Below are 13640 nucleotides of genomic sequence, written 5' to 3' on the forward strand. Positions count from 1 at the left end.
AGTGACCCCGCTGAGCGAGCTGCGCGACTTCCTGCGGGCCGCCCTCGTGACCCCGGTGCCGGGCCCACGGCGGGACCCGGTGCAGGCCCCACGTCGCCGGACCGTCTCGGCCGCGACGCTCATCGTCGGGGCGCCGGTGCTCTGGTGGACGCTGCAGCTGCGCCCTGGCGACCCTCTCTTCTACGCAGGCACCGCGGCACTGGCCGCCACCTGGCTGCTCGGTGCCCTCCTCGCCGGACCCCTCCACCTCGGCCACGCACACACCCGGACGGGCACGGCATACTCCCGCCCGGTTGTTCAGTCGCTCGCGCTCAGTGCCCTGCTGCTCGGGATCTTCCTGGCCGGGGCGCTCCTCGTGGCGCGGATGCCCTCCCTGCGCGGGCCCGTCGACGACTTGCTCGACCACGCGCAACACGGCTCTCTGCTGCTCGTGCTCGTCCTGACGGCCGTCACCGGCGTCGCGGAGGAGCTCTTCTTCCGCGGAGCCCTCTACGCAGCCGTCCCCGAACGGTGGGCCGTCGCCGTGACGACCGTCGCGTACACCTTGACGACGGTCGTCACCGGCATCCCGCTCCTGATCCTCGCCGCGGCCTGCCTCGGTCTCGTCTGCGGGCTGCAGCGGCGGGTCACCGGCGGAATTCTCGGCCCGGCGATCACGCACGTCACGTGGTCGGTCGGCATGCTCCTGCTCCTCCCGCCCCTCCTGAACGTCCTGAGGTGACCCATGGACCCACGCACCGCACTCGTCACGGGAGCGACCGGCTACGTCGGCGGTCTGCTCGTCCCTCAGCTGCTCGAGGAGGAGTATGCCGTGCGCGTCCTCACCCGCTCCGGCTCGCTCGAGGCCCCGTGGGCCGACCGGGTCGACGTGCTGCGGGGGGACGCCGCCGTCGAGGACGACCTGAGATCCGCCCTGCGGGGCGTCGACGTCGCGTACTACCTCATCCACTCGATGGACGGCGGCGACTTCGTCCGGCGCGACCGGGAACTCGCGGGAGGCTTCGGTCGCGCCGCCAGCCAGGAGGGCGTGACACGGATCGTCTACCTGTCCGGGCTGCACCCGGACGATCAGGAGCTGTCCACCCACCTGGCTTCCCGGGTAGAGGTCGGTGGAATCCTGCTCGACAGCGGTGTGCCGACCGCGGTGCTGCAGGCGGCGACCGTGATCGGCCGCGGGTCGGCCAGCTTCGAGATGCTGCGCTATCTCACGACCAGGCTGCCCGTCATGATCGCCCCCAAGTGGCTCAGGAACCGCGTCCAACCGGTGGGGATCGATGACGTGCTGCACTGGCTGGTGGCCGCCGCCCGGCTGCCGGCGGAGGTGAACCGCACCTTCGACATCGGCGGCCCGGACGTGCTGAGCTACGCGCAGATGATGCAGGTCTTCGCCGAGGAGACCGGTCAGCGCCGTCGTCTCATCGTCATGCTCCCCGTGATGACACCGTGGCTGGCCAGCCACTGGGTGGGGTTGGTGACCCCGGTCAAGGCCGGGGTGGCCAGGCCGCTCGTCGGATCCCTCGTGCACGAGGTGGTGTGCCGAGAGCACGACCTTGAGGAGCTGGTCGGCAGCCCTCCGGGCGGGAGCACGTCCTACCGAGAGGCGGTGCGCCGCGCGATGCGCAACGTTCAACCCGACCCACGTCACGCGGTCGGGTTCGCCACGGCATTCCTCGGGGTGGGGCTGCTGGTGGTGGGGGCGTGGACGGCGGCGCGGACCCGGAGCGGCCGTGCGGCACCTTGACCCGGCACAGGCTGCGAGCCGGGACCCGTCCTTCACGTCGGGTGGCCTCGTGCGGGCCTCACGTTCGAGCAGCGCGCGGCGGGCCTAGCGTCTAGGTTCGACCGAGGAGTCCCGCACCCGGATTCGGCACGCACGGGCTCCACCGGTCCGCAGATCACCGTCCGTGAAAGAGGTGCACGATGACCCAGCACGAGTCCCACGACACGAACCCCGCCGACACGGTGCGGGTGAGCGACGACCCGCAGGACGTCGCGCAGGTCCACGACCTGATCTCCGGCATGGACGTCGCGATGGTGACGACCGTCGACTCCAGCTCGCCCGACGGACGACTGACCAGTCGACCGCTGTCGACCCAGGTCGCGGAGGAGGACGGTGACGTGCTCTTCCTCGTGCGCCGGAGCAGCCCGGTGGCCAGCGACGTTCAGGTCGACCCTCGGGTCAACGTCGCGTACTCCTCTAAGAAGGCATGGGTGTCGCTGGCCGGCGTGGCGACTCTCGTCGAGGATCGGGCGCTCGTGGAACGGCTGTGGTCCAAGGGTGCGGAGGTCTTCATGGAGGGAGGCCCGCAGAACCCGGACAACGTCGTCCTGCGCGTCACCGGCGACACCGCACACTACTGGGGCGGAAGTTCTTTCGTGGGCACCGCCGTCAGCACCCTCAGGGCGCTGACCGGGCGCGCGGAGGGCGAGCCCTCGTCGACCGTCGTCGACCTGCCCTGATCAGGCCAGCCATGTGCGGGCCGGCCTGCGCACCCGAAGCCTGATCCCGTCCGAGGACAGCACGGCTCTTCTCCTTCGAGTCCTCGGCGACCTGCAACGCCCCTTCAGCTGGTTCTGGTGATCGGCGGGAGCCGGTAGCTGCCGTTGAGGACGGCGATCTGGAGCCGTACATACGCATGGTGAGATTGAACGGTCCTGTCGCAGGCGGGAAGCCAGTTGGAGGCGTCGTCGGGACGCTGATGCTGGATCTGGATCGTGAGGGACCCGTGTGCTGCGGTTGTGATTCAGTCGGTTGTGCTGCCGATCGAGTAGCGGCCGAAGTCGTTCTCGATGAAGGCCATCCCGGGTTCGTACATGCTCAGGTTCCAGAGCACCGAGACCGGTGGTGTCTCCCCGGCCTCGAAGCGGAGCTCGTAACGATGCTCGCCGCTGAGCGGTTCACCTTCTCGGTCGACGGCCGTATTGGGGTACACGAGTTGCTCGGGCACGTTCGCGCCGATCAGATACGTGGCGAACGCGGCCGTGCGGCAAGGTCCTGGCCGGCGCGTCCGGTGGCGAACGTGTAGCGCCAGCCGTCGACGGTGGTGGCCGCGCCGAAGTACGCGTGATCGATGATCTGCTCCGCCATGGGAATCGCTCGGGCCAACCCGCGCCTGGTCGCGCCATCCAGCATCTCCCCCTCGAAGCCGCGCGCCACGCTGAGCCCGATTCCGTGGAAGACCTGCAGCATATGCGGGGCGCCCAGCGGCGTACAGGATGTCTTCCTCGTTGGTGCCGTGTTTGAGCGCGGAGGGGTTGACCTTCACGCGACGTAGGCGCGGATCGCAGCCCGGATCACATCAGAGCGAGAGGAATGCTCACGCTCCGCCTGGGCGTCGAGGGCCTCCAGGAGGGTGTCGTCGAGTCGGACCGGCACCACTCGTGCGGGGCCGTCACCCTTGGGCTTACGCCCGCGCTTGCGCAGAGCTTCCACGGGCCGGACGGCCAACACCGAAACCCTCAACTGCCGCGTCGGGTGCTCTAGTGGCTTATCGGCGAACGTCTGTCGGCCATCCCCGGGACGTGCTCTGACGTTCCGCTGCCATGGGCTGATGGAAGCCGACCGTGGCGGCCTTGGTGCTGATCTAGGGCTGTTGCAGCGTCACGGCGATCGCATCGATCCTGCCGTTCTCGGTGAGGCGGAACCATTCCTCGTCGAGTTTTTCCCACAGTGCCTCATCCTCGGCGCTGATCTCCTCCTCACCGGTGGGGCGCATGCGGCGGTACTCGGCCGCGGCACGTTCCACCAAGTCTGCGACGTCGGTCAGGACGAAGCGACGCAGCCCCGCAACGCCATCGGCGATGACACGCGGGGAATCAGTGATGTGCAGCTCGCCGATGCCGCCGACCAGGCCGCCGTTGTCGGCCATGCCGCCGAGCATCAGGACGGCGCCGTAGGCGAGGTTCTCGTGCCGGGCGTCGGCCCCTGACAGGTAGGCGTCGATGCAGGCCTGCTGCAAGGCGAAGTCGTCCATGTGCGGAACCTATCTGCCGTGCCGGTCAAGAGATACCTATTGCTGCATCTCTCCGCATGGGGATGTTGCGAACTCCACCCTCACCCCCCCTGGGAGATCCGCGCTTCTACCCGCTGGGGCGAACCGCGCCGGGGTGTATGCACGTGCGGGCCTCACTGGACCCGCTCGAGATCCCCAACGGCTCCCCCTGATCGTGAGCGGGGCCGACCCACACACCCTCATGCCGCGCCGCGTGCTGGGCTCGGGGAGTCAGACGGGGCGAGACAGCTCGTGCTCGACGGCTCGGCGGATCCAGGCCGAGACTGAACGGTCGTCAGCTTCTGCGGCGCGCTTCACTTCCTCGAGCAGGTCCGGTGGGAAGCGCACCGGCACGGGTGTGCTCAGTGGACGCTTGCGGCGACGCGGAGGTCCCTGTGGCTCCTGGTTGCGCGGGTCGGCGTAGAACTCGTACTCCTGCTCCGGCGTCATCGGTCGGCTGTCGTCAGTGCTCATCACGGTCCCTCCCGTACGTAGCGGCGAGGCCCGAAGACGCCTCGTAGCAGCCGATCGGTCGGTACTTGCTCGGATCGCCCGATCGAGATGGAGCCAGCGGCACGATCAGTACTCGCCCACTGACTTCCGCGAGCATCAGCCAGTGAGCAGGCGGCCTGGCCGGGTAGAACAGCGGGTCGCTGCTCCACGCATCGATCACGTCGTCCATCCCCAGGTGGGGATGCTTGAACAAATGAGCGGCTTGCTTGTCGATCTCGAAGGGCTCGATGTCATCGAGCGCTTACAGGTCGAAGGGTTCGCTCATACGCCAAGTGTATTACATACGACTACGCACGCACATGCCGCGTGCCCGTGCCGGTTCAGAGGGACAAACGAAACCGGCTCCAACTGCGTTTCCGCAGGTCAGAGCCGGTTTTCAGATGGTCGGGGTGACAGGATTTGAACCTGCGACCTCTTCGTCCCGAACGAAGCGCGCTACCAAGCTGCGCCACACCCCGTGGCTCGTGCCGTGCGGCACGCAGCGTCGGCAATGTTAACCCAGGATCGGACGCTGCAACGAATCGCTCTCACACGAGGGTGAGCAGCGTCGCCTCCGGACGGCAGGCGAGGCGGAAGGGTGAGTATGGCGAGGCACCCAGTCCCGCGGACACCTCCAGCCAGGCGGCGCTCTGGGGTGCCGCAGACGACGGCGTCGACCCGGCACCCGGCCACCACCGGGACAGGCCCTTGACCCGACCCGTGTCCAGGTCGCAGTTGGTGACCAGGGCCCCGTAGAACGGCACGCAGACCTGCCCACCATGGGTGTGGCCGGCCAGCAGCAGCCGGGCGCCGTCGGAGGTCATGGCGTCCAGCACCCGCTGGTAGGGCGCATGGGTCACCCCGATGAGGAGGTCCGTGTCCGGGGCGGGTGGCCCCGCGACCTCGTCATAACGGTCGTAGCCCAGGTGCGGGTCGTCGACGCCGGCGAACTCCAGACGGACCCCGTTCACTTCAAGGCTCTGGCGCGAGTTGGTCAGGTCGAGCCACCCTGCCCCCGTGAACCCGTCCACGAGGTCCCGGGTGGGCAGTCGTTCCGCCGTGCGCTCGGCGCCCTTGGTGTGGCTGTCGTTGAAGTAGCGCAACGGGTTCTTCGGCGACGGGGGGAAGTAGTCGTTGCTGCCCAGGACGAACACCCCGGGCAGGTCCAGCAGCCCCTCGTAGCAGTCCAGCACCGCGGGGACCGCGTCCTGGTGGGCCAGGTTGTCGCCGGTGGTGACCACAAGGTCGGGGCGCAGCGCGGCCAGGGACCGCACCCATTCCTGCTTGGCGCGCTGTCCCGGCACCAGGTGCAGGTCGCTCAGGTGGAGCACCCGCAGCGGCGCCGCGCCACTGGGCAGCACGGGGACCTCGAACTCGCGCAGGACGAAGGCCCTGGGCTCCACGAGGGTGCTCCAGGCCAGCACACCCGTGCCGAGACCGGCCAGACCGGCTGCCACACGCCATACAGGGTTCACCGGTCGATCATCGCAAATCCGAGCCCTCCCGCCGCGCGGCGGTGAGAGACTTGGCCTCATGACCGAGCAGACCGCACTCAAGGACACCCTCCAGCACGACCTGCACGACGCGATGCGCGCGCAGGACAAGGTGCGCTCGGCGACGCTGCGCATGGCACTGACCGCCGTCTCCAACGAGGAGGTCGCCGGCACGCACGCACGGGTCCTCACGGACGAGGACGTCCTCAAGGTGCTCGCCAAGGAGGCCAAGAAGCGCCGCGAGGCCGCGGAGGCCTATGCCGGGGCGGGCCGTCAGGAGCTGGCCGACCAGGAGGAGGCCGAGCTCGCGGTGCTCCAGGGCTATCTGCCCGAGCAGCTCGACGACGCAGCGCTGGACGAGCTGGCGGTGGCCGCGGTCGCCGAGGTCGGCGCAAGCAGTATGGCGCAGATGGGCCAGGTCATGAAGGTGCTGCAGCCGCGGGTCGCCGGCCGGGCCGAGGGTGGCCGGATCGCCGCCGCGGTGAGGCGGGCACTCGGCGCCTGACGCCGCGGGCCGCTCGCGCGCTCAGTCCTCCTCACCGGGCGGGTCGTTGCCGGGCGGGTCCGTGCCCGGGGGTTCGCGGGGGCCATCGTCCGGAGGACCGGGCTGGCCGATCGGCGGCTCCGGAGTCGGCTCAGGCTCAGGCTCAGGCTCAGGCTCAGGTTCCGGCTCGGGCTGGGGATCCGGCCGTGACGACGGCGGGTCGGGCTGCGTCACCGGTGGCGGCGGAGGCGGAGGGATGTAGCCGCCCGAGATGTAGACGTAGACCGTCTTGCCGGCCAGCATCATCGTCCCGGACGAGGGCGTGGTGTAGAGGACCGTCCCCTCAGCTTGCGGCGAGCTCCGGGTGTACTGCTCGACGATGAACCCGGACTCCCCGAGGGTCCGGATCGCGTCCTCGATCTGCAGGCCGCGGACGTCGGGCACCGGACGCTCCTCGCCGTACAGGATCTCGTTGGACGGCGGGTCGAAGTCCATGACCGGCTCGTCCTCGAGCGCGGTGTCCATCAGGTCCTTCCAGAGGATCGCCGACAGCTTGGAGCCGTAGAACCAGCCGTCGATGTAGTGGTCACCGAGGGTGAAGTCCTTCAGGTCGCCCTCGTACTTGGCGCCGGGGCTGCCGATCCACACCACAGTCGACAGCTGCGGGGTGTAGCCGGCGAACCAGGTGTGCTTGCTCTCGTCCGCGGTGCCGGTCTTGCCGCCGGCCGGACGGTCGCCCGCGAGCACGGCGCGGAAGCCGGAGCCCCGAAGGCTGACGACCTCCTGCATCAGCTCGGCGGTGCCTGCGGCGACGTCGGGGTCGATGACCTGCTCGCACCCGGGCAGGTTCAGCGGGATCTCCTTGCCGTCGGCGTCGACGATCTTGGTGACCGGGACGGGCGGGCAGTACATTCCGCCGGCGGCGATCGTGGCGTAGGACGCGGCGACGGTCAGCGGGCTGGCGTTGTCGGCGCCGAGCACGAAGGTCGGCGCCACGCTGGCGGGGCCGGAGCCGTAGGGCTCACCGCTGGCGGCGTGCAGCCCGACCTTGGTCATCGTGTCGCGGATGTTGCACGTGCCGACCTGCGAGGCGAGGGTCGCGAACGCGGTGTTGACCGAGGACATGGTCGCCTTGCGCAGGCTCATCACCGACTCGTGGTTGGCGCCCTCGGCGTTGCGTACGGCCCACTCGTCCGTGCCGATCGAGCAGCCGTCCTGGAAGTCCTCGCGCTCGAAGATCACCGCCGGCTGCGTGTCGCCCTCCGGGTGCGATCCCGGGACTTCGGGGTTGGCCCAGTTGTTGTTCCTGTCGACCTGGACGGCGTCCCGGATGCTGAGCTGGGCCTCGATCGGGACACCGGTCTCCAGCGCGGTGATGAGGGTGAAGGCCTTGGCGACGGAGCCGATCTGGAAGCCGGTGCTGCCGCCGTAGCGGTTGTCGACGCTCCAGTTCACCGCGGTCTGGCTGAACCGGTCGCGGGACTCCTGGATGTTGTACTCCGAGCTCTGGCCGAACGCCAGCACCTTGCCGGTCCCGGGCTCGACCATGGCGGCGGCCGAGGCGAGCTTGTACTCGTTGCCCGGCGGGGCGTACTCCGCCGTCTTCTCCGCGATGAGGTTGGACATGTCAGGCACCAGGGTGGTGGTGATGGTGAGCCCGCCGGTGGTCAGCTTGGTGAGCCGCTCCTCGCGGGTGGCGCCGAGGGCCTCGTGCTGCAGCAGCCACTCGGTCACGTAGTCACAGAAGTAGGGGTAGCGCGACTTCATGCACGAGCGCTGGTTCTCCCGGACGTCAAGCTCGATCTCGGAGTTGCGGGCCTTCTGCCACTCGCTTTCGGTGATCATCCCCTGCTGGTGCATCTTGTCCAGCACCACGTTGCGGCGGGCCAGGGCGTTCTCCGGGGAGTTGATCGGGTCGGTGGCGCTGGGTGCCCGCACGATGCCGGCCAGGGTCGCGGCCTCGGGCAGGTTGAGCTCGGCGGCGCTCACCCCGAAGTAGTGACGGGCCGCGGCCTCCACGCCATAGGCGCGGTCGCCGTAGTAGGCCAGGTTCAGGTACCCCTCCAGGATCTCGTCCTTGCTCAGCCGCTGCTCCAGGGTCACGGCATACTTCAGCTCGCGCAGTTTGCGGACGTAACCCTCGATGCCGCTCCGGGCGCGCAGGCTCCTGAGGGCCTCCGCGTCCTCCTTACGGAGCGCCTCGTCCTCCAGCAGCATCTTGACGTACTGCTGGGTGAGGGTGGAGCCACCCTGCGTGGAGTCCGAGGTGGCGTTACTGACCAGGGCACGGGAGAGCGCGCGCAGGTCCAGGCCCCCGTGGTCGTAGAAGCGCTCGTCCTCGATCGCGACCTGCGCGTTCTTCATGAACGGCGAGATCTGATCCAGCCCCACGAGGATGCGGTTCTCCTGGGCAGGGGTGGAGATCAGGTTGCCGTTGGCGGCCAGGATGCGGGACTGCTGGGCCAGCGGCCTCTGCTCCAGGTCGCCCGGGAGCTCCTCAAACAGGCCGACCCCCTCACGGGCAGCGGTGCCACCGGCGCCGATGACGGGCAGGAGGAGCCCCGCGCCGATCAGGCCCATGAGCACCGAGATCGCCAGGAACGCCCCCAGCAGGGACGTCACTCGGGCAAGGGAGGTGGCACGCATGGGCACCAAGAGTACCGGCCGACCCTGAGAAAACCGTGGTCTGAGGACGACCCCACCCCACCTACCGCACCCCTGGCGCCCACCTCCCGCACCTTGGCGGGACCGCGACACCCCACCACTGCGTCTTCGAGCCCCGAACGGTTCTTCGGGCTGGTTGCAGTCGGCCCGAGGAACACGTGGGCGCTCGAAGTGGTCGATGAGCCTACGGGTCGGCGGGTGGTGTGGCGGTGTGCAGGCGACCACCGACCCGGCGACGGGGTCAGGGCGTGGTGAGGGCGCGCCCGACCTCGCGCAGGGCCGGCAGGTCCGCGATGTCGGCACCGGCCAGGGGCACCTGCACGCTGGCCAGCCGCGGGTAGGCGGCGGTGGTGTCGCGGATCAGCCGCCGGTGCCGGGCCGCGACCTCGGCGTGGTCGGCGTGCACCCGCAGGACCGCGGCAGTGTGCCGGTCGCCGGCTTCCTCGAGCGCCTCGGCTGCGTCGCGGGCCCGGTCCGCGGAGATCCGGGCCCTTGAGATCGCCACGCGGTTGAGGACCAGCCCAGCCAGGGGCATCCGGTCCCTGGCCAGGCGCTGCACGAAGTAGCCCGCCTCACGCAGGGCGTCCCGCTCGGGTGCGGCCACCACCACGAAGCGGGTGCCGGGGGCCTGCAGCAGGGCGTAGGTCTCGTCGGCCCGCGCCCGGAACCCGCCGAACACCGTGTCCATGGCGGCGACGAAGGTGCTGACGTCGAGCATGAACTGCTTGCCGAGGAGCTTGCCGATGGTCGCCGCCGCCACGGACATCCCGACGCCGAGCGCCCGGGCACCGATCCGCCCGCCCGCCCGGGCCGGCGCGCTGATCAGCCGGATGAAGCGACCGTCCAGGAACGAGCCGAGGCGGGTGGGTGCGTCGAGGAAGTCCAGCGCGGACCGGGACGGTGGGGTGTCCACGATGATGAGGTCCCAGGTCCCCTCGGCGTCGGCCTGGCTGCGGAGCTGGCCGAGCCGCTCCATCGCCATGTACTCCTGGGTGCCGGCGAAGGAGGACGACAGCGCCTGGTAGATCGAGTTGTCCAGGATCTGCTGGGCGGTCTCCGGGTCGGCGTGGGTGAGCACCACCTCGTCGAAGGTGCGCTTCATGTCCAGCATCATCGCGTCCAGCGAGCCACCGGCCGCCAGGTCCACCCCGACGACCGGTCGCGGTGTGTTGTCCAGCTCGGTGAGCCCGAGCGCCTGGGCGAGACGGCGTGCCGGGTCGATGGTCAGCACGACCACCCGGCGTCCGCGCTCGGCCGCGTGCAGCGCCAGGGCGGCGGCGGTCGTCGTCTTGCCCACGCCCCCGGCGCCGCAGCAGACCACGACCGAGGTCTCGGGGTCCTCCAGCAGCGCGCCCAGGTCAAGGTCGCTCACGGCTGCACCCCTTGGTCGGTCAGCTCCGACGCCAGGCGCCACACGGCGTCCGGGCCGATCCCCTCGGGCAGGTGCGGCAGGGTCAGGACCGGCCGCCCGGCCCCGGCGACAGCCTCCTCGAGCGAGAGCTCCAGGTCGCGGCGCTGCACGGCCTCGGCCGCGGTCTGCACCAGGCCGTCGATCATGGCCGGCGTGGTGCGGATCGCCACCGACTCCAGCTGCTCGGCCAGCCGTGCCGGGTCCGGCTCCTGTGTCGCGATGACGTCGACGGTGGAGCGGACGGTGTCGTCCCGGGCCTGGTTGACGACGATGGCGCCGATCCGCAGGCCGTCGGCGCCGAGGTCGCGCACCGCGTCGAGGGTCTCCTGCACCGGCAGCTGCTCCAGCAGGGTGACGACGTGCACGACGGTGGTCCCGGAGTGCAGCAGGCCGTGGATCGCGTCGGCCTGGTTGCGGATCGGCCCGACCTTGGCCAGGTCGGCCAGCTGCCCGGTCACGTCCAGGAAGCGGCCCACGCGGCCGGTCGGGGGAGCGTCCAGCACGACCGCGTCGTAGGCCGGCGGGGCATCGCGGTCGCGTGTCCGCCGGGCAGAGGGTGACCGGCCGGAGGGTGACCGGCCGGAGGCCGTGCGGCGGACCGACTCATAGATCTTCCCGCCGATCAGCACGTCCCGGACGCCGGGCGCGATCGTGGTTGCGAACTCGATGGCCCCCATCTTCTGCAGCAGGTCACCGGCCATGCCGAGGCGATAGAACAGCCGGAGGTACTCCACCAGCGCCGCCCCGGCCTCGATCGACAGACCCCACACGGAGCCGCCGTCCAGTCCGGTGGCGACCTCCGTCTCCTCGGTGCCCAGCGGCGGGACGTCCAGCACCTGGCTGATGCCCTGTCGCTCCTCGGTCTCGACCAGCAGCACCCGGCGGCCCTCGCCGGCCAGCGCGGCGGCCAGCGCGGCCGCGACGGTGGTCTTGCCGGTGCCGCCCTTGCCGGTGACGATGTGCAGCCGGGGGGTCCCGTCGGTGCCGTGCCAGGTCATGGCCCCGCCGTCCCCGCGAGCTCGGCCACGCGCTGCAGGACCGTGGGCCAGGCCTCGGACGCCGGGTCGATCACGTCGAAGTGGTCGGCGTCCTCGAGCACGGTGAGCGTGTCCCGCCCCGCGGTGCCGCACCGCGCCATCCAGGACTCCGACACCGCGAGCGGCACCTGCTCGTCGGCACGACCGTGCACGAGGTGCACCGGCACGGGGGCAGGACCGAGGTCCACCGGGTCGGCCCCCAGGAAATCCGCCTGCCGCCAGGCGCCGCCGCCCATCAGGGCGTCCGCCGCACCGTCGTCCAGGTCGAGCCGACCCACCATCCGCAGGTCGAGGCAACCGGCGAGGCTCACCGCCCCGAGCACCCCGGCCGCCTCCGGACGGTGCAGCAGCCATACGGCCAGGTGACCGCCCGCCGAGTGCCCGACGAGCACGGTGGGCGAGGGCAGCCCGGGGTCGTCGCGGATGGCCTCCAGCGCGGCCGCGAGATCCTCCCCCGGTCCGGGCCAGGTGCCCCCGGGCATCCCGGAGCGGCGGTACTCCGGCAGCCCCACGGCATACCCCTGCCCGGCCAGCGCCTCGGCGGTCGCCCGCAGGTGGCTCCGGTCCCACGCGGCCCGCCAGAAGCCGCCGTGCACCAGCACCACGGTGACCTCGGCCCCGGGAGCCAGCCACACGTCATACTCCTGGTGCGGCGCCGGCCCGAGGGAGACGGTGCGGTCGGGGTCGCGCGCCGGGCGGCTCAGGACGTCACGGGACACACAGACAGTCTGCCCCGACCGGCCGCCCTGCGCAGACGCAACCCCACTTGGTAGCGTCCGCAACATGGCAACGTCGCCGCAGCACACGCGTGCACCTGAACACGTCATCATCGTCGGAGCCGGCATGGTGGGTCTGTCCACCGCGTGGTTCCTGCAGCAACGGGGGGTCCGGGTCACCGTCCTGGAACGGTCCGGCGTCGCGGCCGGCGCCTCCTGGGGCAACGCGGGCTGGATCACCCCGGCGATGGCGATCCCGCTGGCCGAGCCGGCCGTCCTGCGCTACGGCGTGAAGGCGCTGCTCGACCCGTCCGCGCCGCTGCACGTGCCGGTCCGGGTCGACCCCGGGCTGTGGAGCTTCCTGCTGAGGTTCGCGGCCCGGTGCACCGGCCGGACGTGGCGCAAGACGATGGCGGCGCTCGTGCCGCTCAACGTGCAGGCGCTGGACGCCTACGACGAGCTGGAGACCGACCCCGGGCTGTCGGTGCGCCTGTCCGGTGGGCCGATCATCGCGGCCTTCCGGGAGGGTGACCACGCCGACGGCCTGCTGGCCGAGTTCGAGCACATCCACGAGGCCGGGCTGGAGCTCGACTTCAGCGAGGTGCCGGTCGGTCAGATCCGCGACCTCGCTCCGGTGGTGTCCTCCGAGGTCAGCCGGGCGATCCGGATCGACGGTCAGCGGTTCATGAACCCGGCGGAGTATGTCGCCGGGCTGGCCGACGCCGTCCGTGCCCGGGGCGGGGAGATCCGCGAGGGTGCCGACGTGCGCGGCCTGCGGCACGGCCCGGGCGGGATCGCCGTCGACCTGGTCGGAGCCGCCCCGGTGCTGGCGGACGCGGTGGTGCTGGCGACCGGTGCCTGGCTGCCGACCCTCGCCCGGCAGTATGGCGTGCGCACCAGTCTGCGGGCCGGCCGCGGCTACTCCTTCTCCGTGGCCCAGCCCGAGGACGAGCGCACGGTGCGACACCCGATCTACTTCCCGCACGAGCGGATCGTCTGCACGCCGCTGGGCGACACCGGGCGGATCCGGCTGGGCGGCACGATGGAGTTCCAGCCCACCGACGCGCCGCTGGCGGTGCCACGGATCGAGTCGATCGTGGCCAACGCCGAGCCGCTGATCGAGGGGCTGGACCTCAGCGACCGCCAGGACCAGTGGGTCGGCGCCCGCCCGGTGACCGTCGACGGACTGCCCCTGGTCGGGCCGACCAACGCGCCCGGCGTCTGGGTGCACGGCGGACACGGCATGTGGGGCATGTGCCAGGGCCCCGCGACCGCCCGGCTCCTGGCCGAGCAGATGACCACCGGCACGACCCCCGCGGCCCTGCGTCCCCTGGCCCCCACCCGCTGACCC

Annotated in this window: 16 protein-coding genes and 1 tRNA gene; 5 read left to right on the plus strand and 12 right to left on the minus strand. The window is 70.9% G+C overall.

The annotated features are described in order from the left end of the window. Window position 1 precedes the first annotated feature (1 nt). The 3 genes from MWU75_RS13185 (at window position 2) to MWU75_RS13195 (ending at window position 2460) form a co-directional block, all read left to right on the plus strand. On the plus strand, window positions 2-721 hold the full coding sequence (locus MWU75_RS13185) for a CPBP family intramembrane glutamic endopeptidase (RefSeq protein ID WP_247091453.1): 720 nt from the start codon (window positions 2-4) through the stop codon (window positions 719-721). Window positions 722-724: 3 nt separating this feature from the next. Next, the gene (locus MWU75_RS13190) at window positions 725-1741 is read left to right on the plus strand and encodes an NAD(P)H-binding protein (protein ID WP_247091455.1); all 1017 of its coding nucleotides are present in this window, start codon (window positions 725-727) and stop codon (window positions 1739-1741) included. Between the two features lie 179 nt (window positions 1742-1920). Then, window positions 1921-2460 carry a pyridoxamine 5'-phosphate oxidase family protein gene (locus MWU75_RS13195; protein ID WP_247091457.1) on the plus strand — a complete coding sequence of 180 codons (540 nt, stop codon included), beginning with the start codon at window positions 1921-1923 and terminating at the stop codon, window positions 2458-2460. Window positions 2461-2744: 284 nt separating this feature from the next. Here the strand turns inward: MWU75_RS13195 and MWU75_RS13200 are convergent, their stop codons facing one another. From MWU75_RS13200 to MWU75_RS13235, 8 genes are all read right to left on the minus strand, one after another. Further along, entirely contained in the window at window positions 2745-2948 is a 204-nt protein-coding gene (locus tag MWU75_RS13200) for a DUF1214 domain-containing protein (protein WP_247091459.1), read from the minus strand. Between the two features lie 11 nt (window positions 2949-2959). Continuing rightward, window positions 2960-3190, minus strand: coding sequence for a hypothetical protein (locus MWU75_RS13205; protein WP_247091461.1), 231 nt, complete (start codon window positions 3188-3190; stop codon window positions 2960-2962). 72 nt (window positions 3191-3262) lie between these two features. Then, on the minus strand, window positions 3263-3448 hold the full coding sequence (locus tag MWU75_RS13210; protein WP_247091464.1) for a ribbon-helix-helix domain-containing protein: 186 nt from the start codon (window positions 3446-3448) through the stop codon (window positions 3263-3265). A 136-nt stretch (window positions 3449-3584) separates the two neighbouring features. After that, window positions 3585-3974: a hypothetical protein gene (locus MWU75_RS13215; RefSeq protein ID WP_247091466.1), complete on the minus strand. Its 390-nt coding sequence runs from the start codon at window positions 3972-3974 to the stop codon at window positions 3585-3587. A gap of 249 nt (window positions 3975-4223) precedes the next feature. Continuing rightward, window positions 4224-4466 (minus strand): YlcI/YnfO family protein, encoded by a 243-nt coding sequence (locus MWU75_RS13220; protein ID WP_247091476.1) that lies wholly within the window; start codon window positions 4464-4466, stop codon window positions 4224-4226. Beyond that, entirely contained in the window at window positions 4456-4674 is a 219-nt protein-coding gene (locus tag MWU75_RS13225; protein WP_247091478.1) for a hypothetical protein, read from the minus strand. Before MWU75_RS13225 ends, MWU75_RS13220 begins: the two co-directional genes overlap by 11 nt. A gap of 212 nt (window positions 4675-4886) precedes the next feature. Then, window positions 4887-4963: transfer RNA gene (locus MWU75_RS13230), tRNA-Pro, on the minus strand. Window positions 4964-5032: 69 nt separating this feature from the next. Next, window positions 5033-5941 (minus strand): metallophosphoesterase, encoded by a 909-nt coding sequence (locus tag MWU75_RS13235; RefSeq protein ID WP_247091481.1) that lies wholly within the window; start codon window positions 5939-5941, stop codon window positions 5033-5035. 76 nt (window positions 5942-6017) lie between these two features. Here MWU75_RS13235 and MWU75_RS13240 point away from each other — a divergent pair, with 76 nt between their 5' ends. Then, window positions 6018-6482, plus strand: a complete 465-nt coding sequence (locus MWU75_RS13240) for a GatB/YqeY domain-containing protein (protein ID WP_247091483.1) — start codon at window positions 6018-6020, stop codon at window positions 6480-6482. A 21-nt stretch (window positions 6483-6503) separates the two neighbouring features. Here MWU75_RS13240 and MWU75_RS13245 read toward each other — a convergent pair whose 3' ends face one another. From MWU75_RS13245 to MWU75_RS13260, 4 genes are all read right to left on the minus strand, one after another. Next, on the minus strand, window positions 6504-9107 hold the full coding sequence (locus MWU75_RS13245; RefSeq protein WP_247091485.1) for a penicillin-binding protein: 2604 nt from the start codon (window positions 9105-9107) through the stop codon (window positions 6504-6506). A gap of 259 nt (window positions 9108-9366) precedes the next feature. Continuing rightward, window positions 9367-10497, minus strand: a complete 1131-nt coding sequence (locus MWU75_RS13250) for an ArsA-related P-loop ATPase (RefSeq protein ID WP_247091487.1) — start codon at window positions 10495-10497, stop codon at window positions 9367-9369. Next, on the minus strand, window positions 10494-11534 hold the full coding sequence (locus MWU75_RS13255; RefSeq protein WP_247091489.1) for an ArsA-related P-loop ATPase: 1041 nt from the start codon (window positions 11532-11534) through the stop codon (window positions 10494-10496). The genes MWU75_RS13250 and MWU75_RS13255 overlap by 4 nt, the downstream gene beginning before the upstream one ends. Next, window positions 11531-12292: an alpha/beta hydrolase gene (locus MWU75_RS13260; protein WP_247091492.1), complete on the minus strand. Its 762-nt coding sequence runs from the start codon at window positions 12290-12292 to the stop codon at window positions 11531-11533. The genes MWU75_RS13255 and MWU75_RS13260 overlap by 4 nt, the downstream gene beginning before the upstream one ends. Before the next feature lie 64 nt (window positions 12293-12356). Between MWU75_RS13260 and MWU75_RS13265 the strand changes: the two genes are divergently transcribed. Then, window positions 12357-13637: an FAD-dependent oxidoreductase gene (locus tag MWU75_RS13265; protein WP_247091494.1), complete on the plus strand. Its 1281-nt coding sequence runs from the start codon at window positions 12357-12359 to the stop codon at window positions 13635-13637. Window positions 13638-13640 lie beyond the last annotated feature (3 nt).

The sequence above is a fragment of the Ornithinimicrobium sp. F0845 genome, from assembly GCF_023015765.1.
Classification (GTDB): domain Bacteria; phylum Actinomycetota; class Actinomycetes; order Actinomycetales; family Dermatophilaceae; genus Ornithinicoccus.

Bases quoted from the DNA above. Each gene is read 5' to 3' on its own strand.
- MWU75_RS13190 (WP_247091455.1), top strand. From the start codon at position 725: ATGGACCCACGCACCGCACTCGTCACGGGAGCGACCGGCTACGTCGGC.
- MWU75_RS13195 (WP_247091457.1), top strand. From the start codon at position 1,921: ATGACCCAGCACGAGTCCCACGACACGAACCCCGCCGACACGGTGCGG.
- MWU75_RS13205 (WP_247091461.1), bottom strand. From the start codon at position 3,190: ATGCTGCAGGTCTTCCACGGAATCGGGCTCAGCGTGGCGCGCGGCTTC.
- MWU75_RS13215 (WP_247091466.1), bottom strand. From the start codon at position 3,974: ATGGACGACTTCGCCTTGCAGCAGGCCTGCATCGACGCCTACCTGTCA.
- MWU75_RS13220 (WP_247091476.1), bottom strand. From the start codon at position 4,466: ATGAGCACTGACGACAGCCGACCGATGACGCCGGAGCAGGAGTACGAG.
- MWU75_RS13225 (WP_247091478.1), bottom strand. From the start codon at position 4,674: ATGGACGACGTGATCGATGCGTGGAGCAGCGACCCGCTGTTCTACCCG.
- MWU75_RS13240 (WP_247091483.1), top strand. From the start codon at position 6,018: ATGACCGAGCAGACCGCACTCAAGGACACCCTCCAGCACGACCTGCAC.
- MWU75_RS13245 (WP_247091485.1), bottom strand. From the start codon at position 9,107: ATGCGTGCCACCTCCCTTGCCCGAGTGACGTCCCTGCTGGGGGCGTTC.
- MWU75_RS13255 (WP_247091489.1), bottom strand. From the start codon at position 11,534: ATGACCTGGCACGGCACCGACGGGACCCCCCGGCTGCACATCGTCACC.
- MWU75_RS13265 (WP_247091494.1), top strand. From the start codon at position 12,357: ATGGCAACGTCGCCGCAGCACACGCGTGCACCTGAACACGTCATCATC.